General features: G+C 39.9%; 25 protein-coding genes. 11 read left to right on the forward strand and 14 right to left on the reverse strand.

Annotated elements, in window-relative coordinates; genetic code table 11:
- Nucleotides 1-11 precede the first annotated feature (11 nt).
- Nucleotides 12-1,619 carry a hypothetical protein gene (locus ASU1_RS07915; RefSeq protein WP_014992234.1) on the forward strand — a complete coding sequence of 536 codons (1,608 nt, stop codon included), beginning with the start codon at nucleotides 12-14 and terminating at the stop codon, nucleotides 1,617-1,619.
- 130 nt (nucleotides 1,620-1,749) lie between these two features.
- On the opposite strand, the gene ASU1_RS07920 is transcribed toward ASU1_RS07915, so the two are convergent.
- Nucleotides 1,750-2,643, reverse strand: a complete 894-nt coding sequence (locus ASU1_RS07920) for a LysR family transcriptional regulator (RefSeq protein ID WP_014992235.1) — start codon at nucleotides 2,641-2,643, stop codon at nucleotides 1,750-1,752.
- Between the two features lie 124 nt (nucleotides 2,644-2,767).
- Here ASU1_RS07920 and ASU1_RS07925 point away from each other — a divergent pair, with 124 nt between their 5' ends.
- The 5 genes from ASU1_RS07925 to ASU1_RS07945 all read left to right on the forward strand — a co-directional run bounded on the left by ASU1_RS07925 (nucleotide 2,768) and on the right by ASU1_RS07945 (nucleotide 6,930).
- A complete protein-coding gene (locus tag ASU1_RS07925; RefSeq protein ID WP_014992236.1) occupies nucleotides 2,768-3,220 on the forward strand; it encodes a nuclear transport factor 2 family protein in 453 nt (150 codons plus the stop codon).
- A gap of 151 nt (nucleotides 3,221-3,371) precedes the next feature.
- Nucleotides 3,372-4,319 (forward strand): GlxA family transcriptional regulator, encoded by a 948-nt coding sequence (locus ASU1_RS07930; RefSeq protein WP_014992237.1) that lies wholly within the window; start codon nucleotides 3,372-3,374, stop codon nucleotides 4,317-4,319.
- 179 nt (nucleotides 4,320-4,498) lie between these two features.
- A complete protein-coding gene (locus ASU1_RS07935; protein WP_014992238.1) occupies nucleotides 4,499-5,725 on the forward strand; it encodes an ATP-binding protein in 1,227 nt (408 codons plus the stop codon).
- A 143-nt stretch (nucleotides 5,726-5,868) separates the two neighbouring features.
- Nucleotides 5,869-6,237: a hypothetical protein gene (locus tag ASU1_RS07940; protein ID WP_039195372.1), complete on the forward strand. Its 369-nt coding sequence runs from the start codon at nucleotides 5,869-5,871 to the stop codon at nucleotides 6,235-6,237.
- 186 nt (nucleotides 6,238-6,423) lie between these two features.
- Nucleotides 6,424-6,930 (forward strand): hypothetical protein, encoded by a 507-nt coding sequence (locus ASU1_RS07945; RefSeq protein WP_039195374.1) that lies wholly within the window; start codon nucleotides 6,424-6,426, stop codon nucleotides 6,928-6,930.
- Nucleotides 6,931-6,985: 55 nt separating this feature from the next.
- Here ASU1_RS07945 and ASU1_RS07950 read toward each other — a convergent pair whose 3' ends face one another.
- The 8 genes from ASU1_RS07950 to ASU1_RS07985 form a co-directional block, all read right to left on the reverse strand.
- Nucleotides 6,986-7,612 (reverse strand): glutathione S-transferase family protein, encoded by a 627-nt coding sequence (locus ASU1_RS07950; RefSeq protein WP_014992239.1) that lies wholly within the window; start codon nucleotides 7,610-7,612, stop codon nucleotides 6,986-6,988.
- Between the two features lie 17 nt (nucleotides 7,613-7,629).
- Entirely contained in the window at nucleotides 7,630-8,184 is a 555-nt protein-coding gene (locus tag ASU1_RS07955) for an NAD(P)H-dependent oxidoreductase (RefSeq protein ID WP_014992240.1), read from the reverse strand.
- Between the two features lie 117 nt (nucleotides 8,185-8,301).
- Nucleotides 8,302-9,336, reverse strand: a complete 1,035-nt coding sequence (locus ASU1_RS07960) for an alpha/beta hydrolase (RefSeq protein WP_014992241.1) — start codon at nucleotides 9,334-9,336, stop codon at nucleotides 8,302-8,304.
- Nucleotides 9,337-9,393: 57 nt separating this feature from the next.
- On the reverse strand, nucleotides 9,394-10,062 hold the full coding sequence (locus tag ASU1_RS07965; protein ID WP_014992242.1) for a nitroreductase: 669 nt from the start codon (nucleotides 10,060-10,062) through the stop codon (nucleotides 9,394-9,396).
- A 199-nt stretch (nucleotides 10,063-10,261) separates the two neighbouring features.
- Complete coding sequence (locus ASU1_RS07970; RefSeq protein ID WP_014992243.1) at nucleotides 10,262-10,633, reverse strand: MmcQ/YjbR family DNA-binding protein; 372 nt, start codon at nucleotides 10,631-10,633, stop codon at nucleotides 10,262-10,264.
- Nucleotides 10,634-10,706: 73 nt separating this feature from the next.
- Nucleotides 10,707-11,138, reverse strand: a complete 432-nt coding sequence (locus ASU1_RS07975; protein WP_014992244.1) for an organic hydroperoxide resistance protein — start codon at nucleotides 11,136-11,138, stop codon at nucleotides 10,707-10,709.
- A gap of 185 nt (nucleotides 11,139-11,323) precedes the next feature.
- Nucleotides 11,324-12,532 carry an NADH:flavin oxidoreductase/NADH oxidase family protein gene (locus ASU1_RS07980; protein ID WP_370622799.1) on the reverse strand — a complete coding sequence of 403 codons (1,209 nt, stop codon included), beginning with the start codon at nucleotides 12,530-12,532 and terminating at the stop codon, nucleotides 11,324-11,326.
- Nucleotides 12,533-12,621: 89 nt separating this feature from the next.
- A complete protein-coding gene (locus ASU1_RS07985) occupies nucleotides 12,622-12,942 on the reverse strand; it encodes an ArsR/SmtB family transcription factor (RefSeq protein WP_014992246.1) in 321 nt (106 codons plus the stop codon).
- Nucleotides 12,943-13,149: 207 nt separating this feature from the next.
- On the opposite strand from ASU1_RS07985, the gene ASU1_RS07990 reads away from it, so the two are divergent.
- A complete protein-coding gene (locus ASU1_RS07990; protein ID WP_014992247.1) occupies nucleotides 13,150-14,004 on the forward strand; it encodes a hypothetical protein in 855 nt (284 codons plus the stop codon).
- Nucleotides 14,005-14,088: 84 nt separating this feature from the next.
- Here ASU1_RS07990 and ASU1_RS07995 read toward each other — a convergent pair whose 3' ends face one another.
- Both ASU1_RS07995 and ASU1_RS08000 read right to left on the reverse strand, forming a co-directional pair.
- Entirely contained in the window at nucleotides 14,089-14,880 is a 792-nt protein-coding gene (locus tag ASU1_RS07995; protein WP_014992248.1) for an HpcH/HpaI aldolase family protein, read from the reverse strand.
- 10 nt (nucleotides 14,881-14,890) lie between these two features.
- Complete coding sequence (locus tag ASU1_RS08000) at nucleotides 14,891-15,349, reverse strand: ferritin-like domain-containing protein (protein ID WP_014992249.1); 459 nt, start codon at nucleotides 15,347-15,349, stop codon at nucleotides 14,891-14,893.
- 117 nt (nucleotides 15,350-15,466) lie between these two features.
- Between ASU1_RS08000 and ASU1_RS08005 the strand changes: the two genes are divergently transcribed.
- Nucleotides 15,467-16,321 (forward strand): AraC family transcriptional regulator, encoded by an 855-nt coding sequence (locus tag ASU1_RS08005; RefSeq protein ID WP_039195377.1) that lies wholly within the window; start codon nucleotides 15,467-15,469, stop codon nucleotides 16,319-16,321.
- Between the two features lie 86 nt (nucleotides 16,322-16,407).
- On the opposite strand, the gene ASU1_RS08010 is transcribed toward ASU1_RS08005, so the two are convergent.
- Both ASU1_RS08010 and ASU1_RS08015 read right to left on the reverse strand, forming a co-directional pair.
- Nucleotides 16,408-17,076, reverse strand: a complete 669-nt coding sequence (locus ASU1_RS08010) for an NAD(P)H-dependent oxidoreductase (protein WP_014992251.1) — start codon at nucleotides 17,074-17,076, stop codon at nucleotides 16,408-16,410.
- A gap of 11 nt (nucleotides 17,077-17,087) precedes the next feature.
- Nucleotides 17,088-17,372, reverse strand: coding sequence for a putative quinol monooxygenase (locus tag ASU1_RS08015; protein WP_014992252.1), 285 nt, complete (start codon nucleotides 17,370-17,372; stop codon nucleotides 17,088-17,090).
- A gap of 123 nt (nucleotides 17,373-17,495) precedes the next feature.
- On the opposite strand from ASU1_RS08015, the gene ASU1_RS08020 reads away from it, so the two are divergent.
- On the forward strand, nucleotides 17,496-18,353 hold the full coding sequence (locus tag ASU1_RS08020; RefSeq protein WP_014992253.1) for a LysR family transcriptional regulator: 858 nt from the start codon (nucleotides 17,496-17,498) through the stop codon (nucleotides 18,351-18,353).
- Between the two features lie 66 nt (nucleotides 18,354-18,419).
- Here ASU1_RS08020 and ASU1_RS08025 read toward each other — a convergent pair whose 3' ends face one another.
- Nucleotides 18,420-19,319, reverse strand: coding sequence for a LysR family transcriptional regulator (locus ASU1_RS08025; RefSeq protein WP_014992254.1), 900 nt, complete (start codon nucleotides 19,317-19,319; stop codon nucleotides 18,420-18,422).
- 90 nt (nucleotides 19,320-19,409) lie between these two features.
- Between ASU1_RS08025 and ASU1_RS08030 the strand changes: the two genes are divergently transcribed.
- Together ASU1_RS08030 and ASU1_RS08035 are read left to right on the forward strand one after the other, a co-directional pair.
- Entirely contained in the window at nucleotides 19,410-20,471 is a 1,062-nt protein-coding gene (locus ASU1_RS08030; RefSeq protein WP_014992255.1) for an NADH:flavin oxidoreductase/NADH oxidase, read from the forward strand.
- 78 nt (nucleotides 20,472-20,549) lie between these two features.
- On the forward strand, nucleotides 20,550-21,587 hold the full coding sequence (locus tag ASU1_RS08035) for an LLM class flavin-dependent oxidoreductase (RefSeq protein WP_014992256.1): 1,038 nt from the start codon (nucleotides 20,550-20,552) through the stop codon (nucleotides 21,585-21,587).
- Nucleotides 21,588-21,630 lie beyond the last annotated feature (43 nt).

Raw genomic sequence — 21,630 nt, forward strand, 5'->3', positions numbered from 1 at the left:
AGGAATTTAATATGTCTATTCGCATGACTAAATTTAATCAAGAAATTCTTTCTTTGTGGGAAGAAATAGAAGAATCGGTGGGTGAAATTAATGCCGCTGGATTATCAACAGAAGATAGAGATGAAATTGCTCGCTTCAAAAAAGTAGTTACTTATATTTCTGAGATGTTAAAAGCAGTTGATCCTGATTTTGTTCCTATGTCTGTATTGAATAAAACAAAGACGCCTATCTCAACCATTAAATCTAACTTAACTCGTTATTTAAAAACAAATAATATTACTTATATAAAGAGCATTAATGACGATCCTTTAGATACTATACTAAGGGATTTGATGCCTTTTATATTTTATAAAGGAGAAGCAGCAGCGGCACTACAGAATGCATTAAATCAATACTCAGAAACAATTTTAGAACATGCTCAATCATATTTAGCTAATGCTAAATCTTCAGCTCAAGAAGCCGAAATCCTATCCCAAGATGTTAGAACAATTGTCAGTGATTTATCTAAAAAACGAGAGCAATTTTCTGAATATAGTGAACAACTCTTTGAAAAAGATGGAGTGAAATCAAAAATATCTTCATTAGTTAATTATTTTGAAGAGAAAAACTCTCAACTAACAAAATTTCATCAAGAGATTTTTGATCCTAAAGATGGTATTAAAGAACAAATTAAGAATTACCTTTCAGATGGAAAATCTCAGAATACAGAATTACATTCGCTAAAATCAAATTCTTCGCATATTTTAGATGAGCTTAGCGAATTTTATATTCAAATTTTCGGCAAGAAAAATGAAGATGGAGATTTTGAGGGGGGACTAAAAAATGAATTAGAAATAAGAAAAAACGAACTAGATGAGTTCAAACGCCAACAACAAGAACGTTATCAAGAACTTAATACTCAAATAGAAAACCTTTTACCTGGCGCAACGTCTGCTGGTTTATCTAGTGCTTATCATGAAATGTATGAAAAATTCAATAACGAAGTAAAGGATTATGGAAAATGGTTCTATTGGGCTTTAGGGATTCTTTTTATAGTTATTATTGCAGTAACTTGTATACATAATAAATCAAATGAGATTAATATACTTAATCAAGTTACTACTTCCTTTACAACTCAAAATAATGAAAGTAATGAGCCCAAAGATAGTTCTGAAACTAGCAATAAAACAAAAACTGAATTAGCACATAATGAAAGTAAAGTAGATAATAATCAGACTTCTAATGTTAAAGAAGTTTCCTTATCTAATAGAATAATGGCAATTTTAGATAGTTTAATTTATAAACTGCCTTTTGTTCTTCCTGCACTTTGGTTAGTTCTATTTGTTTCAAGAAGACGAAATGAAGCACAGCGCTTAGCGCAGGAGTATGCACATAAAGAAGCATTAGCTAAGTCATACGATAGCTATAAACAGCAAATAGAAAAATTATCTGAAGAAAATAGAAATGAGCTTTTACCAAAACTTATGGATAATATGCTAAAAGCTATTGCTCTAAATCCTGCAGAAACTTTAGACAAAAATCATAAAGAACCAACTCCAATTGAAGAAGTTCTTAAAAAGAAAGAGTTCTGGGATTTTATTGAAAAAGTAAAAAATTTGATGCCGACTAAAAAAGAATAGTGCTAAAAATGCCGTCAGAAACCTTATTTCAGGCGGCATTCCTACTTTACAAGCGGTCAAATTCCCCTAAAAACTTGCAAAAATCCAACTGCACTTCAAATCTTATCCATGAAACTCCGCTAATTTTCCCCTACCAATCCCCCTTCCCTTCAAACTCTTCCACCAAAAAATCCACAAAGCTGCGGACGGTTTGGGGGAGTTGGCGGCGGGAAGGATAGACGGCGTATACTTGATAAGTTGGCATTTGCCAATCGGGTAGCACAATTTGTAGTTGATTGTTTTTGAGCTGTTGTTCAATAAAATACTTCGGCAACATTGCGATGCCACCGTCTGCTAAAGTGAAATTAAGTAATGCGCCTGTGTCGTTGATGGTGAGTTGGCTGGTTAGTTCCAGCACGGTTTCTTGCCCATCTTTGATAAATGTCCACTCTTTTCGGTTTACATTTGCGTGTGCTAAATAGCGATGATTAGCTAATTCTTGCGGTGAGTGAATGGTGCCGTGCTGAGCTAAATAGGCAGGCGTTGCCACTAATAAAGAATGGCAAGTGAATAATGGGCGAGCCACAACATTTGGATCGGGATTGTTAGTAAAACGGACGGCAAGATCGATCCCCTCTTCAACTAAATTTACTGTGTTATCCGCCAAAATCAGTTGAATATTCAGCTTCGGATGTTTGGCTAAAAAAGTGCGAATCGCATTGAGCAAATGGGTGCTACCAAATGCTGCATTCGAGGCAATTTTCAACGAGCCTCGTAATTCACCTTGTTTAGCTAAAAAATCTTGTTCAATAGCTGAGGTTAATTCCGTCATTTTTTTGCAATATTCGACCGCTTGTTCGCCTGCATCGGTCAGTGAAACGTGGCGAGTGGTGCGTTGCAAAAGCCGAGCGTTAAACCATTCTTCCATAAGGGCGACTGCACGGGTAACTTTCGGACGTGAAAGATCCAATCGTTCTGCCGTTGCAGTAAAACTGCCGGTTTCCGCCACCATTAAAAACACTTGAATTGCGGTAATTCTATCCATTTTTTACCCTTTATTGTTTCAATTTTTAAAACAATTATATTCAGAAACCAGTCTTTTTCCCATTTTTTATTTCAATATAATGGCAACAGGTTATTTGAAACTCTTCAAGCAAAGGAAAATCAATATGAAAAAATTACTTAAAACTGCAGTAATTTCAACCGCACTTTTAGCCACAACAGCGGCAATGGCACACACCACACCGGAGCAAAATAAGAAAAACGCTCTTGAATTTTATGAATTAGTGTTCAACAAACACAAAGTACAAGAAGGCACAGACAAATACATCGGCAAAGAATATTTACAGCACAACCCGACCGTAGCGGACGGTGGCAAAGCCTTTGTGGACGCATTTGCGCCGTTCTTAAAAGAACATCCGCAATCTCGTGCTGAAATCAAACGTGTGGTGGCGGAAGGTGATTTAGTGATGTTGCACGTTCATAGCACCTTAAATCCGCAAGATAAAGGCGAAGCGGTGGTGGATATTTTCCGCTTTGATGAAAACGGCAAAATCGTAGAGCACTGGGACGTAATTCAAGCCGTACCAGAAAAAACGGCAAGCGGTCGTTCAATGTTCTAACACAAATTTCAATTCACAAGCGGTCGAAAAACCAAAAGTTTTGCGACCGTTTTTTATTGTAAAATATGCAGATAATACGAAAGTGCCTTAGAAACGAACAAAATTCACCGCTTGATGAAATGTTCCGCTTTGAAAAAGAGATGAAAACACCGTGAAAACTGTCGCCCTTATCCTTTACCCAAATTTCAGCTTATTTCATTTTGCCGTGCCGCAAATGGTATTCTCCGCAACAGGATTGGCAAATGAGCCGTTATTTGACTTGAAAATTGTGGCGGAACAACCTGAAATCTCGCTTTCAGGCGGCTCATTAGTGCAAGCCGACAGCGATTTAAGTTTGCTTGAAACCGCTGATATTATCATTGTCCCTGCTTGGAATGATTTTGCTGAAATGCCAACAGCGGCATTGCAAACGGCGCTGCAACAAGCCAATGCTCGTGGCGCAATGCTTGTCGGGTTGTGTTTAGGCGCTTATGTTTTAGCCTATTCGGGTTTATTAGATGGTAAGAAAGCGGCGACGCATTGGGCGGCAGAGAGCGATTTTAGTCAGCGTTTTCCGCAAGTGCGGTTAGATTTGAATGCGCTTTATGTGCAAGATGGCAATGTGATGACATCGGCAGGCACAGCAGCAGGGCTGGATTGTTGCTTGGCGATTGTGCGGGAAATTTATGGTGTAAAAACGGCTAATCATTTAGCTCGGCTTTTTGTTACACCACCACACCGAGAAGGTGGTCAGGCACAATTTATCGAACAGCCCGTTCCACGCAAAACACCTGATGAAAACATCAACGAACTGCTAGACGACATTCGCAAAAATCTGCAAGCGGTCTATTTTATTGATGAAATTGCAAATCGCTTGTCAATGAGCCGCAGCACCTTTACTCGTCATTTCCGCAAAGCCACGGGGCAATCCTTCGCCCAATGGTTGATTGACAGCCGCTTGCAAAAAGCTCGGGATTTACTAGAAAGCACCACTCTATCTATCGAACAAATTGCAGAACAAATCGGCTTCCAAAGTGCGGTTAGTTTCCGCCAACATTTCAAACAACGCTTCCACGTCAGCCCAAATGAATGGCGGAAAATTTTTGGGGAGTGGGGGTGAAACAGCGTACATATTGCCTAATAAGCGACAAGAATTTCTCAACAACAAAACCGTTCATTACTATCGAACACTTTCGTTCATTAGTAATGGACGGTTTTGTGTTTTAGGCATAAAATAGTGTTCATTACTATCAAACACTTTCGTTCAATAGTAATGAACAGTTTATAAGGAGAGTGAAAATGCTATTAAAAACAGAAATAGAGCAAACCATTCAAAGTCAAAAAAATCGATTACTAGAACAGAAAACTTATCCACGCCAAATGTTGGATAAAATAAAAATATTACCTAATTTTGCTTTGGTTGTTTCGGGTATTCGCCGCAGCGGAAAAAGTACGCTGCTAACTCAACTGATTGAAAAACAAAGTGAAGATAGTTATCTGTTTCTTAATTTTGACACACCACAACTATTCAATTTTGAATTTAATGACTTTGCATTGTTAGATGAGATTATCACTGAAAATCCACATATCCAAACGCTATATTTTGATGAAATTCAGATTATCGAAGGTTGGGAAGTCTATGTGCGAGGCAAACTTGATCAGGGCTATCAAGTTGTTGTTACAGGCTCAAATGCATCATTACTCAGCCATGAACTTGGTACAAAATTGACTGGACGACATATCAGTAAAGAGCTTTTCCCCTTCTCATTTGTAGAGTTTTGCGAATTTCTTGAAAAAGAAAAAAATGCCGAAGCTGTCTCTGATTTCTTAACTCTGGGTGGATTTCCACAATACTTACAATTTAATGAAGATGAAATTTTAAATGCTTTGATTAACGATATTTTGTATCGAGACATTGTAGTACGCTTTGGCATTCGAGATGAACGAGCAATGAAACGCTTACTTATGTTTTTAGCAGGAAATGTTGGCAATTTAATTACGGCTGGAAAGCTCAAACAAAGTCTTGAAGTTAAAAGCACTGCTACCGTGCAAGAATATCTTTCACATTTAGAACAAGCGTATGTTATTAGTTTATTGCCGAAGTTCTCCTACTCCTACAAAACGCAACTTGCCAACCCTCGCAAAGCTTATTTTATAGATAATGGTTTACAGCGAGTGATTAGTCCATCTTTCAATCAAGATCTCGGCAGAAAGCTAGAAAATGCGATATTTTGGGAACTCAGACGCCAATTTTCAGAATTGTATTACTACAATGAAAATAATAAAGAATGTGATTTTGTTGTATGCAAAAATAGCCAGCCTGTACAACTGATTCAAGTCTGCTGGCAACTGAATTCAGAAAATATCGCACGTGAACGAGACGGCTTACTCGATGCAATGAATTTCTTTCATTTTGATAAAGGGTTAATTATGACTTTTGACCAAGAAGATAAACTCATTGTAGAAAATAAAGTCATTGAGATTTTACCGTTTTGGAAGGTGTTTGGAGGTGATTTATGGCATTAAAATAGTAATATGCATTTGTCAGTTATATAGTGACGTTCAAATCGTCCACATCATCTGCCCCAGCGTTTGTAAAATTTTTATCAAATCTAACCATGACTATCAAATATTTCTCGGATCAAAATACATAATATAGGAGATAATCTATGCCTAATAATGAAATGAGAATATACACTCCAAATTTTGGTAGTGATAATATTGATTTTTTAATTTCCTATGTAAAATTAAAGGCGTATTTCAAAGAAGCTATCCAAATAAGTTTGGATAATTGTACTATTCAACGTATGGAACGTTTAACCGAACAAGCTACATTATATAATGTAAAAGATGTTGGTTTATATCCGTTATATAGATTGCTTAATGAATGCCCTAATATAGCTATAGCTGCATTAGGATTGAATGAAATGCCAAGCTGTTATATCCCTAATGCTCGAAAAGCATATAATTTATTTTGTAAAAAATTCTGGAAAGGACACCAAGATGATCCATTAGCAACAAATAAAAAAATTATTTAAAATGAAGAAAAATTTATCTTTTCAAATCTCAAGTTAGATGAAAAGAAAGCATTAGGTTCTTTTTATTTACCTTATTTACTTATCCAACAAATTTATAAATCAGATCCTGATATATCAGGAATTAAAAAATTTGAAAAGTATTTATATGGTATTTCCTATTATCTAGATATGATTTCCGGATTTGAAATGGAAATCGCTAAATATGCTTTTTGGGATATAGAAGAAAAAGAAATTCATAATTTACCAGAAGAAATACGTAATCGCAGAAAACGAATTAAGAATAATTTTTGCAAAGAAAAAAACACTTTGGAATCGATACAAACATCAGCTATGAATGCAGCAATGGATACATATTGGATTCGATGTATAGGTTTTGGTACAGAGAAAAAAGAAAAATTACCTAATGGATATACTATTTCAGAACATTGGCTAGCAACAAATGATGACAAGCTTTATGTTATTGCTAATGACATCAAGCCTATAAAAACACCGCAAGGTTTTGGCTATTTGCTTGAAACAGTTAGAGAGCCTGAATTATTAAATTTTTCTTATTGGAATGAAGTTGATAGATTGGCTAACCATTTATTAGAAACGAGAAAATTTCAACAAAACCATTTTAACTTAAAAATAGAAAATATTGAAAAATCTATTTTGGAAATAGAAACTGAAATAAGAAAATACCTTAATAGTTAAAATATGCCATCTGACATACCTTCTCAGATGGCATATTTTACAAGCAATCTATTAATTAAAATCGACTCAACTCCAATTCCCCTGCTGTTTTTTCATTCGCTTTGAGATAAGCAGGGTGGGTTTCGATTTGTTCGAGGTAACGGGCGATATTTGGATAATCCGCTTTGTTCACATAGTTTAAGCCCCATTGTAGAGGGAAGCTTAATGCAAAATCTGCGCCAGTAAGTTGTTCGCCGACAATCCATTTTTTGCCTTCTAACGATTTTTCTACGTGATTGAAATATAAACCAACTTGTGCATTAGTGTATTGGGCGAAGTTGCCTAAATCGCCTTTCTTCGAGACTAACGCTAACAAATTCGCTGAGAACATTGAGGCTGAAATCGCTAACCAGTAAACATAGTTAGAATAAGCATCGGTTTTGTGTGCTGGGGTGAAGCGGTTTTCAGAATCATAACGATCAAGTAAGTGTTGGATAATCGCATTACCTTCCGCTAACACTAAATCACCGTCTTGTAACACTGGTGCTTTGCCGAGTGGGTGTTGTGCTTTTAGTTCTGCCGGTGCGAAGCCGGTGCCTTCTAAGCGGTCATAAATTTTTAGTTCGTAGTCCAAACCTAAGGCTTCAAGTAGCCATACGATACGGTGTGAACAAGATTGTTTTAGATAGTGTAAAGTGATCATATTTTTTCCTTTTTATATTACAAACTTTGAATTTGTTTGATTAAGCGTTCTGCGTGTTCATCGGCTTTTGCTTGCACTTGGGCTAAATCGTCTTCTGAACTTACACCTGGAATATAAAGCATTCCGCTGCTATGCACAGGATCTTGCCATACTAAACCTGAGAATTTTGCCGTGTCTTTTAATGGGGCGAGTAAGTCATCTAAACGGTGGAACAATTCGCCATTGTAAGCCTCTTCTCCGCCACCAACCGTATATGAGAAAATCACTTTTTTACCGTGTAATTTGTCGCCATTGGTGCCGTAAGCAAAACCGTAGGCAAACACATCATCAAAATAGCGTTTGAGAATCGCTGGAATGCTGTACCAGTGCATAGGATATTGGAACACCACTACATCCGCTTGCACTAACGCCGCTTGTTCAGCTGCAACGTCAATATCCTGATTGCCGTAAAGCCCTGCTAAATCACGCACTTGTACAGTGGCAATTTCATTTTCTAAGCGTTTGAGAATACGTGCATTCGCTGTTGAATGAGATAAGTTGCTATGACCTGAAATCACTAATACATTTTTCATCGTTGTGTCCTCTCTGTTAATAGATAAAGTGCGGTTAGATTTGCAAAGTTTTTAGAAAATCTCACCGCTTATTGAACGAAATACTATCTAAATGCTCTGTTTCGGACGCTATTTACATCACTCATTCAGCATTCTATGAATAGCATCTGTTCGCCCCGCTTTATAAGCCTCAGTTTGTGGGCTGGTCGGGTTCATCAGTTCAAAGGCATGATATACGCCTGAGATAACTTGTAAATCTGTTTTCACACCAGCTTGTACAAGGCGGTTGGCATAATCAAGATCTTCATTTACGAATAAATCCATATCGCCAACCATCATATAAGTGCGTGGTAATCCAGCCAGATTTTTAGCCGTAGCGGCAGAATAGTATGGTATTTGTTGCTCGCTAATGGTTTGTTCGCCTTTTAATGTTTGCCAGCCAATGCGGTTAAACTCCGCAGTCCAAACAAACTCGCCTGTGTTCGGGCTTTTATACAAAGAATTCTCTGAGCCTGTGCGGTAATCCAACATTGGGTAAATCAGCACTTGTCCTTTCAGTTTAAATTCGCCTTTATCTCGCACTTTCAAACCTAAACGTGCCGCCAAACCACCACCTGCACTTTCGCCCATAATAATGGCTTTATTTGGGTCAATATTGAATTTGTCTGCATTATTCAACACATAAGATAAACCGTGATAAGCATCATCAATATCCGCTGGGAATGGGGCTTGCGTAGCTAAACGGTATTCAAGACTAACCACCGCTACATTGTTCAAATTTGCCAGTTCAAGTAATGAGGCATTATTTTGGCGGGCATTGCCGATTAAATAACCGCCACCGTGAATAAAATAAACCACAGGTAGTTTGGCATTTTTGCCGTTATCTGGACGATAAACATATAAATCTACCGCTGGCTGTTTGCCTTGTGCGGGTGCAGTAAATTTCGCATCAGGCTGAACTTTATCTTCATTTGCCGCTTTTAAAAATGCTGCATTGATTTGATCTAAACCTTCTTTGCTATGCATCATTTTAGGATCGATTTTTACCGCTGAAAGTGCCGTTAAGTCTTGATATTCCGCTGCAAGCAAATGGGCGGTACGTGGTTGCTCGGCTGCTGTTGCAGCTATTGATAATACCAATGCAAAGGCAGTCGCAAGATATTTAACTTTCATTTTTTCTCCATAAGTTTTGCTATCAATGTGTAGGGGGCTATTTCTCTAATTTCCAAACTATTCATGGAATACCACGGTTTCGCTCAGTGGTGCACGTGGTTGAATATAGCTGTTGGCAGTAGAATTCGGTTTTGGTCTGCCGAAAGAAATACCTAGCACTAATTTATAATTATCAGGCACATTAAATTCTTGGCGAACCACATCAGGACTATAAGTTAATGCAATTTGCGGCACGCTACCGAAACCGTGCGCGGTGAGAGATAGCATGAAATTCTGTGCCAACATACCAACATCCAATGCAGTAAATACGTTGTCAGTAAAATCAGGCATAAAGAAAAATGCAGCGTGCGGTGCGCCATAAAAACGGGCATTTTCTTCGGCAAAACTTTTACGTCCTGCTTTGTCTTCACGCAAAATATTGAATGCGTCATACAAACGTTTGTACGAATCACGCATACGATCTTCATAAACACCCGTCAAGGCGTGTTGGTCAAAAATAAAATCAGGGGCGAGATTACCGGTACGGAATCCGTCCACCAACTTATCAGACAAACGTTTTAAGGCTTCACCAGATACGATATGCACCACCCAAGGCTGAGCATTTACCTCAGAAGGCGCACGCATTGCATCTTTTAAAACCGCATCCATTTCTTCTTTGGTGAGTGGTTCTGGTAGATATTCACGAATAGATTTACGAGTTTGTGTGGTAGTTGAAAAATCTAACATTCTGTTGTCCTCTGCTTAAATGAAAAGTGCGGTCGGAGTTCACTCATTTCTTTAGCGCCGTTGGCAAAGCCAATATTCAAACATCAGCATTTATGCAAAATGTTGAGGAAATTTAACCGCTTGTTGCCATTATCATATGTAGGCTAAGGAATAATCGGTATCGCATTTCTCTAAATTTTATGCCTGATTCTACAAATATTTATTTCACGGTCAGATCATAGCTCCAATCCAGCAACTTTTTCATTTCATCAAAATCAAAGCCCTGATCAAGCACAATACTCAGCCAATGTTTTTTGTTCATATGGTAAGCCGGTAAAACATTTTTATCTTGTTGCAGAATACTCACCATCTCAGGATCGCATTTTAGCGTAACGATATCGGAGACTTCTTCACCCGCTAAACCTAAACTTTTATTGGGAACAGTCATCAACAAAGCAAACCACTTTTGTTTGGCATTTTGGTGGCGTAATACCGCAATCGCATAAGAAGGATATTTATCGACAAAAAGAAATTCAGGCTCTACGCCGTATTGTGTTTTAGCATAATGCAAAATCGCTTGTCGTTGATGCATACCAAACTCCTTACGATACTATTGTTCGAGATGAAAAAAATGCCGCCTAAAATTTCAGGCGGCATCTTGTTAATTACAAGTCAAAAGTTTGCATCACATTCACGTGTAAACGTACATCGACATTGCCACGTGTTGCGTTTGAATATGGGCAAGTTGAGTGTGCTTTTTCAATTAAAGTTTTTGCTTCTTCTAAGCTGATTCCTTCCACGGTAATCGTGATGTCAATTTCAAAGCTGAATGCACCGTCCGGTTTTTGACCGATACCCACACCAACAGTTGTTGAGTGTTTAGTCGGTTTAATGCCCAGTGTTGGAGCAACGTGGATAATCGCATTATCAAAGCACGCTGCATAACCCATTGCGAAAAGTTGTTCAGGGTTAGCACCCTCTTTGCCACTTTCGTTTTGGAAACCAACTAAATCTAAACCGAGTGAACCGTCATCTACTCGTGTATGACCGTCACGACCGCCTACTGCTGTTGCTGATGTTTTGTAAAAAATTTTCATCACATTTCTCCGTTTGTTTTAAGTAAGGTTGTTGCTTTAAAGTGCGGTCATTTTAGCGATGATTTTGCGGTAGGAGGTAGCTCATTTCTGCAAAATTCTTGCCTATTTCTCCAATAGTAGCGAAATACAGCCGCTACATCATTGAAACAGATTAATCTCGATTAAGGGGATTCTGTATTTTGATACTAGGCTCGCTCTCGTCTGAAGCCTTGCGTAAACAGCATTTTCAATAAAATCCACCACGCGCTGTATTGCGGTTTACTCGCTTTACCTTGACTGATTAACGCCATTTGATACATATACCACCCCATTTCGATCATTGAACCAAGTAGATCATCAATTTTTTTCACGCCTGTGCGGATTGGCTTTAGATCTAACGTTTGATAATTGCCTGCAAAAATGCGATTCGGCAGATTGGGCAAAATAGCAAATGGTTTGGCAATACCAATTAGATCCACTTCATTACTTTCAATCGCTTTTTCCATTACGCTTTGTGAGCGGAAACCGCCCGTAATGACCAGTGGCACGGTGCAGATATGGCGGACTTTTTTGGCGTAGTCCAAAAAGTAGGCTTCTCGCTGTTGCGTGCTTTCTTTCACTCCTTCTAACATTGTTGGGCTTTCGTAGTTACCGCCTGAAATTTCCACTAAATCAATGCCTTCCGCGACCAACTTTTCTACCACTTGCACTGATTCTTCCTCGCTAAACCCGCCTTTTTGGAAATCTGCCGAGTTGAGTTTGACGGCAATGATGAAATCAGGTGATGTTTTGGTGCGCATTGCACGGTAGATTTCTAGCAAAAACCGCATACGGTTTGCCAAACTGCCCCCCCATTGGTCTTGGCGTTGGTTATGCACAGGTGAAAGGAACTGACTGATCAGATAGCCGTGGGCGGCGTGAATTTGTACGCCCGAAAACCCAGCTTGCCCCGCCACACTCGCTACAAGGGCAAAACGTTGGATAAGATCTAAAATTTCGCTTTCGGTTAAGGCTCGTGGTGGGTTAAAAAACTTGCCAAGATTACCTGATAAGCCAATGGCACTTGGTGCAACAGGCTCCGGCGATAAATCTTTGGGCGACTGTTTGCCGGGGTGGTTGATTTGCATTAGTAAGGTTGTGCCGTTTTGCGTGCCAGCCCTAGCCCAACGTTTGAGCATTGCCAAATCGCTGTCGTCTTCAATCACGACATCTTTTGCCGAACCGAGAGCCGTTTTATCTATCATCACATTACCAGTAACTAATACGCCAGCTCCTCCTTTTGCCCAAGTCTCGTAGAGTTGGACGTAATCTTCAGTTGGGCGAAGTGTAGGGGTAAGTTGCTCGCTCATTGCCCCTTTGAACAGGCGGTTTTTCAGTGTTTTACCGTTTTTGAGTTGAATAGGTGTATTTAAAATGGTCATTATTTTTCCTTTATAAAATAAGTTGATAGGTTTAAAAATATAAACCCAACAATGCTAAATAAAGACGGCAATGCCGTCTGAAATTAACGCTGTTGGCTCGGGCAATAGAGGGCAAATGCTGCCGATAGCTGTTGCAGTTTTTGCGTAGCCTCTGCCATTGCAATGGCATAAAATCGTTCCTTACCAACTTGCTCCACCGACACAGCCCCTGCCGCTAACATCAGTTTTAAATGGTGCGACACCGCAGGGCGAGACAAATGCAATTTTTCGGTAATCGCATTTACGTTCATCTTACCTTGCTCAAGTAACAGCCGTAGAATTTGGTGGCGGTTTTCATCTGCCAACACACTGAAAATCGGAATGCACTCACGCATTAAATTCATCGTTTCATCAGTAGTCATCATAAATTTATGTTCATAAGTTTAAAAATTTGAACGCATTTTAAAGCAAATTGCTGATGATCGCAAGCGGTCAGGTTTTGCAAAAATTTTGTAAATTCGACCACTTGCGGTTAATCATATAGACAAAATGCCGCCTAAAATATCACTTCAAGACGTTTTTTATCTTTTATATAATATCGATTTTCTATTTGTTTGTATCAAGGAATACCAATGAAGAAAATTACCACTTTATTATTGGGCTTATTATTGAACACGGGCTGTTTCGCAACCCCTGTCGTTTTGCCTGTTTCAACGTCTGTTAATCACGAAGCGAAACTTTCTTCATCTATTTTATTGTGGATGCGTACTGATAAACCACGCCAAGTGAGTATGGACAGATGGGCTGGACCACACGCCAAAATTATTAGTGCCAATCCAAGTTTAGCTGAATATCGTCAATTACATTTTAACGAAGTAAATACGGGATTGTGGCCTGCGATAGAAGGCGTGCAAACCCAGATTCCTGCGGACAGAAAAATAGACGGTGTTGCCGATGTTACTTTAAAAAGCTATGAAGCTATTGCTCTTGGCGAAAAATACAGCCAAATGGCACAAGCCGATGAAATCAATTTATTTTCACGCACTCTGCTATATGCTGCTTCGCCTGATAACTCAAAATGGTACCAGCTTGATGCACAACCGACACAAGCACACGTAATGGTATTTCTTCGTAAGCGTGATGAAGTCAGCGAATCACTTTTCCAACAATTCATCAACCAAGAACTTGCCCCAAGCCTTGCGAATTTAAATGCTAACGGTTTAACCGAACTTCGTAGCCACGTTTATGGCAAATACAATCAAGCCCAATGGGATTCCCCCAATGTGGCACACGACAACCCGCCAGAAGCACAATTTCAAGCTGCGTTGATTTTAGGTTTTAAAAACCACCAAGCACTGACCGCCTTTTTTGAAAGTGAAAATCTTAAACCAATTTCGCAACGCCTCGCTCAATTCAGTCGTGCAGTTCACGCTTATCAGCTGGAAAAAACGCTGCTGTTTATCAGCAATGAAAAGCAAACTGATTGATTTTTTGTGGAAGAAGTTGGTGGGAAGGATTGGTAGGACATCAGAAAAATGAAATGCGTGGGCGGTTTAGCCCACGCAAGCTGCCTATTTCTCTAATGTTGCCTTAAAGCTCGCCACAGTGCTATCTGCTGCACTCGCAAGGAAAGCCGTATCTGCACCGAGAGCGAAGAATGATACGCCAAGATCCGCATAGTGTTTTGCTTGCTCTGGAGTAGCGGCGATTGTGCCCACAGGTACGCCTAATTCACGAATACGCTTGATTGCATATTCCATTTTTGCCACCACATCAGGGTGAAGAATATTTGGACCTAATCCCATATCCACCGCTAAATCCGCAGGGCCTAAGAAAATCGCGCCTACGCCTTTAGTGCTTACGATAGCATCTAAATTTTCCATACCTTTTAGACTTTCAATTTGCAACATAATCATTGATTCATCATCAATGCGTTGTTGGTAATCAGGGATACGCCCAAAGCGAGATGCTCGCACTACACCTGCGCCCATGCCACGTTTACCTTCAGCCGGATATTTCGCCCAACGAATGATTTGTGCCGCTTCTTCGCTACTTTCCACCATTGGCACGATGATATTTTGAATCCCTGAATCCATTAACTGCTTGAATGTACCAGCGGTTGCTTCGCCAACACGTACCACAGGTGTCATTTCATAAGGAGCGATCGCTCTAGCTACGTTTAAAATGGTCTGAATGTTATGCGGACCATGTTCCGCATCAATGAAAAGCCAGTCATAATCCGTGGTCGCAAGCACTTCCGCCACATCGGCTGAGGTGGTTTCTAACGCCACGCCATACTGCATTTTGCCCGCTTCGATGTTATGTTTTAGGTTGTTATATAAAAAATCTTTTACCATTGCCATTGTTTGCTCCTTATAGCATTTTTGCTAAATAAACTTGTTTTCCGACCGCTTGGATTAAGTCGATTTGCGACTTCGTCCAGTTTAAATCTTCTTCCTCATCTTTATAATATTCTTTGATAAGGTCGTAAGAGGTAATATCTAAATAACCCGCATTTAAAACGTCTTCAATGATTGGTAAGCCGTCTAGTGAGGCTTTTAAATCGTATGCTAAGAAGTCTTCAATATCGTTGAATATTTGGCGAGCGGGAATTTCGTCTTGGCGAATTTCGCCGTCTAAATCTAAAATGCGATTATGGAATTGAGCAATAAAATCCAATTCGGATGTACCGTGTTCCGCATATTTTTCTGCAAGCTTGGTAAATCCTTGGCTAGCAAATACACGTGACATAATTTGATGATTAAGCGCATTTGCAGTAAGTTGTGTAGAGATATGTTGTAAAATTTCAATCGTTTTTTGTACGTCTTTCATTTTGTTTCTCCTTGATCACACGATAAATTCATTGCGTTTGAAACTGTGATTATCTTATGATAGCTTTTGTTTTACAGGTATATTATTTCTCCAAACAACTTGCCTAATTCTACAAATATGCAAATTATTGATAAATTATTACCGCTTGTACCGAAAAACCAAGTTTGGCAAACACCGATTGAAGGACTTGTGATTCAGCACGCCGACCGCCCTACACCGGTGGCAAACACAATTCTTGAACCTCGCATTTGTATTGTGTTGCAAGGCGAGCGAAAAATTTGTATCGGTGATCAATGTACGCTATTCAGCAATCAACATTTTATGTTCTGTCCGGTAAACGTGCCATTGTCGGTGGAAGTGGTAGAAGCAAGCCCTGAAAAGCCCTACTTGATGATGACGATGAAAATCGATCTAAAAATGGTGGCAAGTATCGTGCCGCATATTCCAAAAACCATTGCAAAAAATCAGCCAAAATCGACCGCTTTCTTACAATGGCAAATGGAAGAAAATCTATTGGCTCAGTTCGAGCGCCTGATTGATTTGCTCAAAACGCCGGAAGATATTGATTTTCTTGCGCCGCTTATTCAACAACAAATTTACTATGTTCTGCTAAAAAGCGATCAAGGGCAAAAATTACGAGAATTGGTACAAGTAGGTAGCCACACAAATCGAATTGCTCAAACCGCACTTTGGATCGAGCAACATTTGTCTGAGCCGTTACGAGTGGACGATTTAGTAAAACAGGCGGGAATGTCGGTTTCAGGTTTTCATTCGCATTTTAAAAAAATGACCAATATGTCACCGTTACAATATCAAAAATCGCATCGCCTACTGACCGCACAAAAGCTTATTCAAACCAAGCAAAGCAATATCGCCAATATTGCTTTCCAAGTCGGTTACGAAAGTCCAAGCCAGTTTAGCCGAGAATATAAAAGACATTTTGGGGTAAGCCCGAAAGGGGATGCGAGCTAGTGTAGCTTTGTTATTCAGTAACAAACAACAAGCGGTGGTAAAATTTTAGGAATTTACCACCGCTTGTATAACCTGATTAGCGAGACTTATTTTACCCACTCAACGACATCAGCCATTGGCTGGCGAGCTTTTGGGAATGGCTCCATACCACGATAACCAAAAGCTGCCATTACACTCACTTTGAATAGGTTTGGATCAAACAAACCAGCGTCCGCCAGCATCTTATTCATTTCCTCTACATGGAAACCTTCGATCGGCGTACTGTCGATACCAATCATTGCAGCAGAAGTCATCATATTTGCTAATGCAATATAACTTTGGCGACAAGCCCAATCGTAAAAGCGAGTAGGATTATTCGCAATCGCAATATGTTCCTCTGTGAAATCTTTGTAGAAAGTATTACGTAAATCCACCACTTCTTTTGGTAAATGATATACATCATTCATAATATATTGGGTGTAATCGCTACCTTGTTTCAGCGTATTTTCTTGGCGAACAAGGAACACGACAAAATGGCTACAATCCGTTGCTTTATCCGCTGCGCCCCAAGCATTGTCACGAATCAGTTCACGAATTTTACGGTTTTCAATGACCAAAAATTTCCAAGGTTCAAAACCAAATGAACTTGGTGATAAACGCCCTGTTTCTAAAATAAATTCAAAATCTTCCGTACTAATTTTTTTAGTCGGATCATATTGTTTACATGCGTGACGGAAATGAAATGCATCTAAAATTTCTTGTTTAGAAATTGCCATTAAACTTCTCCTTAAAATAATTCGACTACGTTAATATCAAGTGGTTGGCTAAGTAAATCCGCAAATTTTTCAACCGCTTGCGTAAAGTGAACTTGTTGTGTGTGAGTTTCTAAATCCGCCATTGACTGCCACTGCTCAACAAAAGCAAAAGTATTCTCCTTGCCGGCAACAGTACCAACTTGGTAACTCACACAACCTTTATCTTGGCGAGAAGCCTCAACCAATGAATTAACCAATGTTTTAAATGTATCAATATGTTCCGGTTTAACTACCGCAACCGCATAAACTGCAATCATCCTATTCTCCGAGCAATGTAAATGAATTAAGGTTGGCTAGTTTAATGTTTTTATATATTGAACAGAATAATCTATAATAGGAATTTATCTTCCAAAAATGGAAGGGTGTTAATAGAGGATGATATGGATTTAAATGCAATTAGAATGTTTATTTGTGCGGTACAAATGGGCAGTTTGTCAAAAGCAGCTGAAAAATTACAACTGCCTCTTTCTACTCTAAGTCGTAACATCAGTGAATTAGAAAAGAACTTACGAATTCAGCTTCTTGAGCGAGCTAAAACCGGCGTTACGCCCACTGTTGCCGGTCAAAAATTTTACGAGCAAACCTATCTCAATATGGAAGCAATTTTAGAAGCGGAACGTAATCTACACCATGATGAACAACAACTCAGCGGCCTGCTAAGGATTACCACGCCGCCCTCCTATTTTCCTGCATGGAAAATCATCCGAGATTTCCAACAACGTTATCCAAATGTTCAGATACAATGTACCGCCAGCGAACGTATTACCGACTTTTTTGCTGACGGTGTTGATGTCGCTTTTCGGTTTTATCGAGAATCGGGCGACCGAGTAATCGCAAAAAAATTAACGGAAGTTGGGCAAATATTGGTAGCCACCCCTGCATTTTTAGCCAAGTTCGGGACACCTAATTCCTTGGAAGAATTACAACATTTCCCTCTCGCAGGTTATGGAGAAAATGGAAGATTACGACTCGAAAAAATGTTTTTACAACAAAATATTGAGCTTCCTACTTATTTTGTTAGTAATGATTTTCAAGCGATTTTGGAATATGCACTGCATGATTGTGCTATCGGCTTTTTGCCACCTTATTGTGTAGAACAATATCTTACATTAGGGCAATTAGTTGAAATTCTGCCTAACGAGCCTAAATACCAGCATCAAATGTACTTGGTTTACCCCTCTCATAAACATCCTTCCACTGTGCTAAAAGCATTTGTTGAATTTGTTTTACAAGCTTAAATAATGTGGGAAATTAAGATAACAAGCGGTCTAATTTCCCTAATTTTTTGCAAATACGTTCGTCAATTATTGTTTCGTCAAACTCTCCACCAACAAATTTCTGATCCATTGATAAGCTGGATCTTGGTGGGTGCGTTCGTGCCACGCCATTTGGATTGCAAAGCCCTGTACTTCAAGCGGAAGCTCTTTGCAAATCAATCCGCTAAGGTTATGGGATAAACGTGATGGCACCAATGCCACTACGTCTGTGCTACGTAAGATATTCGGTAGCAAAGAAAAGTGATTAACCGATACTGATACACGGCGAGTTTTACCGAGTTTCGCCAATGCCTCATCACAAACACCGTAAAATTGTCCGCCGTCATAGGACATCATTGCAAAATCCAATTCACAAAAGTTGTCTAAATTGAGCGATTGATTTGCCATTGGGTGATCTGCTCGCATCACACAAACATAATGTTCTGTCAGCAACGGCTTGCTGTGTAAATCCGCCGGAATATGTTGGGTGGAAACCAAGGCAATATCAATTCTTGCCTGTTCAAATTGGGCTAACAAATCCACGTCTTGTGCCGGTAAAAATGCCACTCGAATTTTCGGTGCAAGTTGTTTTAAATGGGCTAAAAAAGGTGTGCCAATCGCTTCCAAACCATAATCGGTAGAAGCGATCTTAATCGTCATTTCAGCCGTTTGCGGATCAAATTCCACCGGGCGCAACATTCGATTCACTTCCGCCAAAATGGTTTTAACCGAAGGCATTAATGCCAAGGCTCTGGCAGTCGGTTCAATCCCGTGTTGTACACGCACAAATAACGGGTCACCAAAGCTATCACGCAAGCGATTTAGCATTGCACTCATTGCCGGCTGAGTCACGGATAAACGTTGTGCCGCTTTGGTTACGTTACGTTCTTGCAAGAGTGCATCAAACGCTTTCAATAAGTTTAAATCAACGGTTCTAATATCACGCATATTTATATTTAGTATAAAGAATAGTGATTAGATTTTATATCTTCAGCCGATTAAAATCCATTCGTTTTTTAGACATAAAGGATTAGACCCATGGCAAAATTTAGATATTTACAAACACCTTTCAAACTCAAAAATCTTGAACTTAAAAATCGTATCGTGATGCCACCAATGTGCCAATATTCAGCAACAGACGGTGTGCCGAACGACTGGCATTTTGTGCATTACACCGCTCGTGCGATTGGTGGTGTCGGTTTAATCATTGTAGAAATGACTAACGTTGCACCAAACGGTCGTATCACCCCAAGTTGCTTAGGATTATGGAATGATGAACAACGTGATGCGTTTAAACCGATTGTTAATTCCGTGCATAAATACGGCAGTAAAATTGCGGTGCAAATCGGTCACGCCGGTCGTAAAGCACAAGATTGCGATGATGTAGTTGCCCCTTCGGCAATTCATTACGGTGAATTGGATTATGCCGGTCAGAATTTAAAAACTCCTCGTGAATTAAGCAAAGCGGAAATTCAGGAAGTGATTCAATCTTACCAAGATGCGGTAAAACGTGCAGTGGAAGTTGGTTTCGATGCGATTGAAATTCACGGTGCACACGGTTATCTAATTCACCAATTCTCATCACCGAAATCAAATAAACGTACTGATGAATATGGTCAAGATCGTTTCTTATTTGGTGAGCAAGTGATTAAAGCGGCTAAAGCGGTCATGCCGGCAGATATGCCGTTAATCGTTCGTATCTCTGCACAAGAATTCGGTGCGGACGGTTTTGATGCGGATTACGGTGTGGAAATGGCAAAACGTTTTGCAGCAGCAGGTGCGGATTGTATGCACGTAAGTGCCGGCGGTGACGGTGTGTTAGCAGAAGGTAAACATCCTCCATTTAACGCAGGCTATCAAGTATATCTAGCTCGTGCGGTAAAACAAGCGACCGGTTTACCTACTATTGCTGTCGGTATGTTGGACGATGCGAATGTGGTTGATCATGTGTTAGCAATCGGCGATGCGGATCTAGTGGGCGTTGGCCGTGCATTATTACGTGACCCACAATGGTTATTGAATGTACAATACGCACAAAATGCGTCAAATAACAGCGGTATTGAATTTGTGCCTGCACAATATCAACGCGGTTATTTCTAATTAACGTCTATACAAGCGGTGTAAAAACAAGCATTTTTACACCGTTTTCTTATTTATCACACTCGGATTTATCACATTATGCAACTTTCTATTTTAAATCTCGTCCCGGTGCGTGAAGGACAAGACTACGCACAAGCAATGCAATCTATGGTGAAACTGGCACAACTGGCGGAAGAACTGGATTTGGCTCGCTATTGGATTGCCGAACACCATAATATGAAAAACCTAGCCAGCTCGGCGACCACTCTGCTGATTCAACACGCGTTAGCCAATACTAAAAAAATTGCGGTCGGCTCTGGCGGCGTGATGTTACCGAACCACAGCCCTTATATTGTGGCGGAACAATACGGTACACTTGCAACCCTTTATCCAAATCGTGTCCAACTTGGCTTAGGCAGAGCGCCCGGCACCGATATGCGTACCGCTAATGCGTTACGCCGAGGGGCAAAACATCTCGAATTTCCGGATGAAATTGCCGAACTGCGTGGTTATTTCCAAAATACCAATCCGGTTTCCGCTTACCCTGCCGCCGGTTTAGATATTCCGTTCTATATTTTAGGTTCCAGCACCGAAAGCGCTTATTTAGCGGCAGAACTCGGCTTACCTTATGCGTTTGCCGCTCACTTTGCCCCACGTATGATGATGGAAGCGGTCGAAATTTATCGCCGTTATTTCAAGCCGTCCGCCTATTTGGCAAAACCTTATGTGATTATGGGCGTGAATGCGATTGTGGCGGACAGCGATGCGGAAGCACAAAGTCTGGTGACCACCCAAACCCAATTCTTTATTAATGTCGTGACCAATGCACAACAGAATTTACAACCGCCAATGGCAAATGATGCGGAAGTGTGGCAAAACTTTAACCGTACGGAAAACGAGCTACACTTCGGACCGGTCGATTTACGTGAAATGCAGATTTACCACCAAGAAAAAGCGGTGGTGGAACAAATGACCGCTTGCACGCTAGTCGGCTCGCCAGCAACGGTTAAAACCCAATTGACACAATTAGCTAAACGAGCGGAAATTGATGAAATTATGGCGGTAACTTATATCTACGATGAACAAAAACAAGCGAAATCTTACCGCTTGTTGAAGGAAATTATTGATCAGTTCTAGCCTAGTCAACTAACGGCTTGCTTAAAAGTAAAGCTCCTCCCCT

This window comes from Actinobacillus suis ATCC 33415 (genome assembly GCF_000739435.1).
Classification (GTDB): Bacteria; Pseudomonadota; Gammaproteobacteria; order Enterobacterales; family Pasteurellaceae; genus Actinobacillus; species Actinobacillus suis.

What these genes read in the sequence shown, in the direction of transcription:
- ASU1_RS07915 (WP_014992234.1), top strand. Translation starts at nt 12, where the DNA reads ATGTCTATTCGCATGACTAAATTTAATCAAGAAATTCTTTCTTTGTGG.
- ASU1_RS07920 (WP_014992235.1), bottom strand. Translation starts at nt 2,643, where the DNA reads ATGGATAGAATTACCGCAATTCAAGTGTTTTTAATGGTGGCGGAAACC.
- ASU1_RS07925 (WP_014992236.1), top strand. Translation starts at nt 2,768, where the DNA reads ATGAAAAAATTACTTAAAACTGCAGTAATTTCAACCGCACTTTTAGCC.
- ASU1_RS07935 (WP_014992238.1), top strand. Translation starts at nt 4,499, where the DNA reads ATGCTATTAAAAACAGAAATAGAGCAAACCATTCAAAGTCAAAAAAAT.
- ASU1_RS07940 (WP_039195372.1), top strand. Translation starts at nt 5,869, where the DNA reads ATGCCTAATAATGAAATGAGAATATACACTCCAAATTTTGGTAGTGAT.
- ASU1_RS07945 (WP_039195374.1), top strand. Translation starts at nt 6,424, where the DNA reads ATGGAAATCGCTAAATATGCTTTTTGGGATATAGAAGAAAAAGAAATT.
- ASU1_RS07950 (WP_014992239.1), bottom strand. Translation starts at nt 7,612, where the DNA reads ATGATCACTTTACACTATCTAAAACAATCTTGTTCACACCGTATCGTA.
- ASU1_RS07955 (WP_014992240.1), bottom strand. Translation starts at nt 8,184, where the DNA reads ATGAAAAATGTATTAGTGATTTCAGGTCATAGCAACTTATCTCATTCA.
- ASU1_RS07960 (WP_014992241.1), bottom strand. Translation starts at nt 9,336, where the DNA reads ATGAAAGTTAAATATCTTGCGACTGCCTTTGCATTGGTATTATCAATA.
- ASU1_RS07965 (WP_014992242.1), bottom strand. Translation starts at nt 10,062, where the DNA reads ATGTTAGATTTTTCAACTACCACACAAACTCGTAAATCTATTCGTGAA.
- ASU1_RS07970 (WP_014992243.1), bottom strand. Translation starts at nt 10,633, where the DNA reads ATGCATCAACGACAAGCGATTTTGCATTATGCTAAAACACAATACGGC.
- ASU1_RS07975 (WP_014992244.1), bottom strand. Translation starts at nt 11,138, where the DNA reads ATGAAAATTTTTTACAAAACATCAGCAACAGCAGTAGGCGGTCGTGAC.
- ASU1_RS07985 (WP_014992246.1), bottom strand. Translation starts at nt 12,942, where the DNA reads ATGATGACTACTGATGAAACGATGAATTTAATGCGTGAGTGCATTCCG.
- ASU1_RS07990 (WP_014992247.1), top strand. Translation starts at nt 13,150, where the DNA reads ATGAAGAAAATTACCACTTTATTATTGGGCTTATTATTGAACACGGGC.
- ASU1_RS07995 (WP_014992248.1), bottom strand. Translation starts at nt 14,880, where the DNA reads ATGGCAATGGTAAAAGATTTTTTATATAACAACCTAAAACATAACATC.
- ASU1_RS08000 (WP_014992249.1), bottom strand. Translation starts at nt 15,349, where the DNA reads ATGAAAGACGTACAAAAAACGATTGAAATTTTACAACATATCTCTACA.
- ASU1_RS08005 (WP_039195377.1), top strand. Translation starts at nt 15,467, where the DNA reads ATGCAAATTATTGATAAATTATTACCGCTTGTACCGAAAAACCAAGTT.
- ASU1_RS08010 (WP_014992251.1), bottom strand. Translation starts at nt 17,076, where the DNA reads ATGGCAATTTCTAAACAAGAAATTTTAGATGCATTTCATTTCCGTCAC.
- ASU1_RS08015 (WP_014992252.1), bottom strand. Translation starts at nt 17,372, where the DNA reads ATGATTGCAGTTTATGCGGTTGCGGTAGTTAAACCGGAACATATTGAT.
- ASU1_RS08020 (WP_014992253.1), top strand. Translation starts at nt 17,496, where the DNA reads ATGGATTTAAATGCAATTAGAATGTTTATTTGTGCGGTACAAATGGGC.
- ASU1_RS08025 (WP_014992254.1), bottom strand. Translation starts at nt 19,319, where the DNA reads ATGCGTGATATTAGAACCGTTGATTTAAACTTATTGAAAGCGTTTGAT.
- ASU1_RS08030 (WP_014992255.1), top strand. Translation starts at nt 19,410, where the DNA reads ATGGCAAAATTTAGATATTTACAAACACCTTTCAAACTCAAAAATCTT.
- ASU1_RS08035 (WP_014992256.1), top strand. Translation starts at nt 20,550, where the DNA reads ATGCAACTTTCTATTTTAAATCTCGTCCCGGTGCGTGAAGGACAAGAC.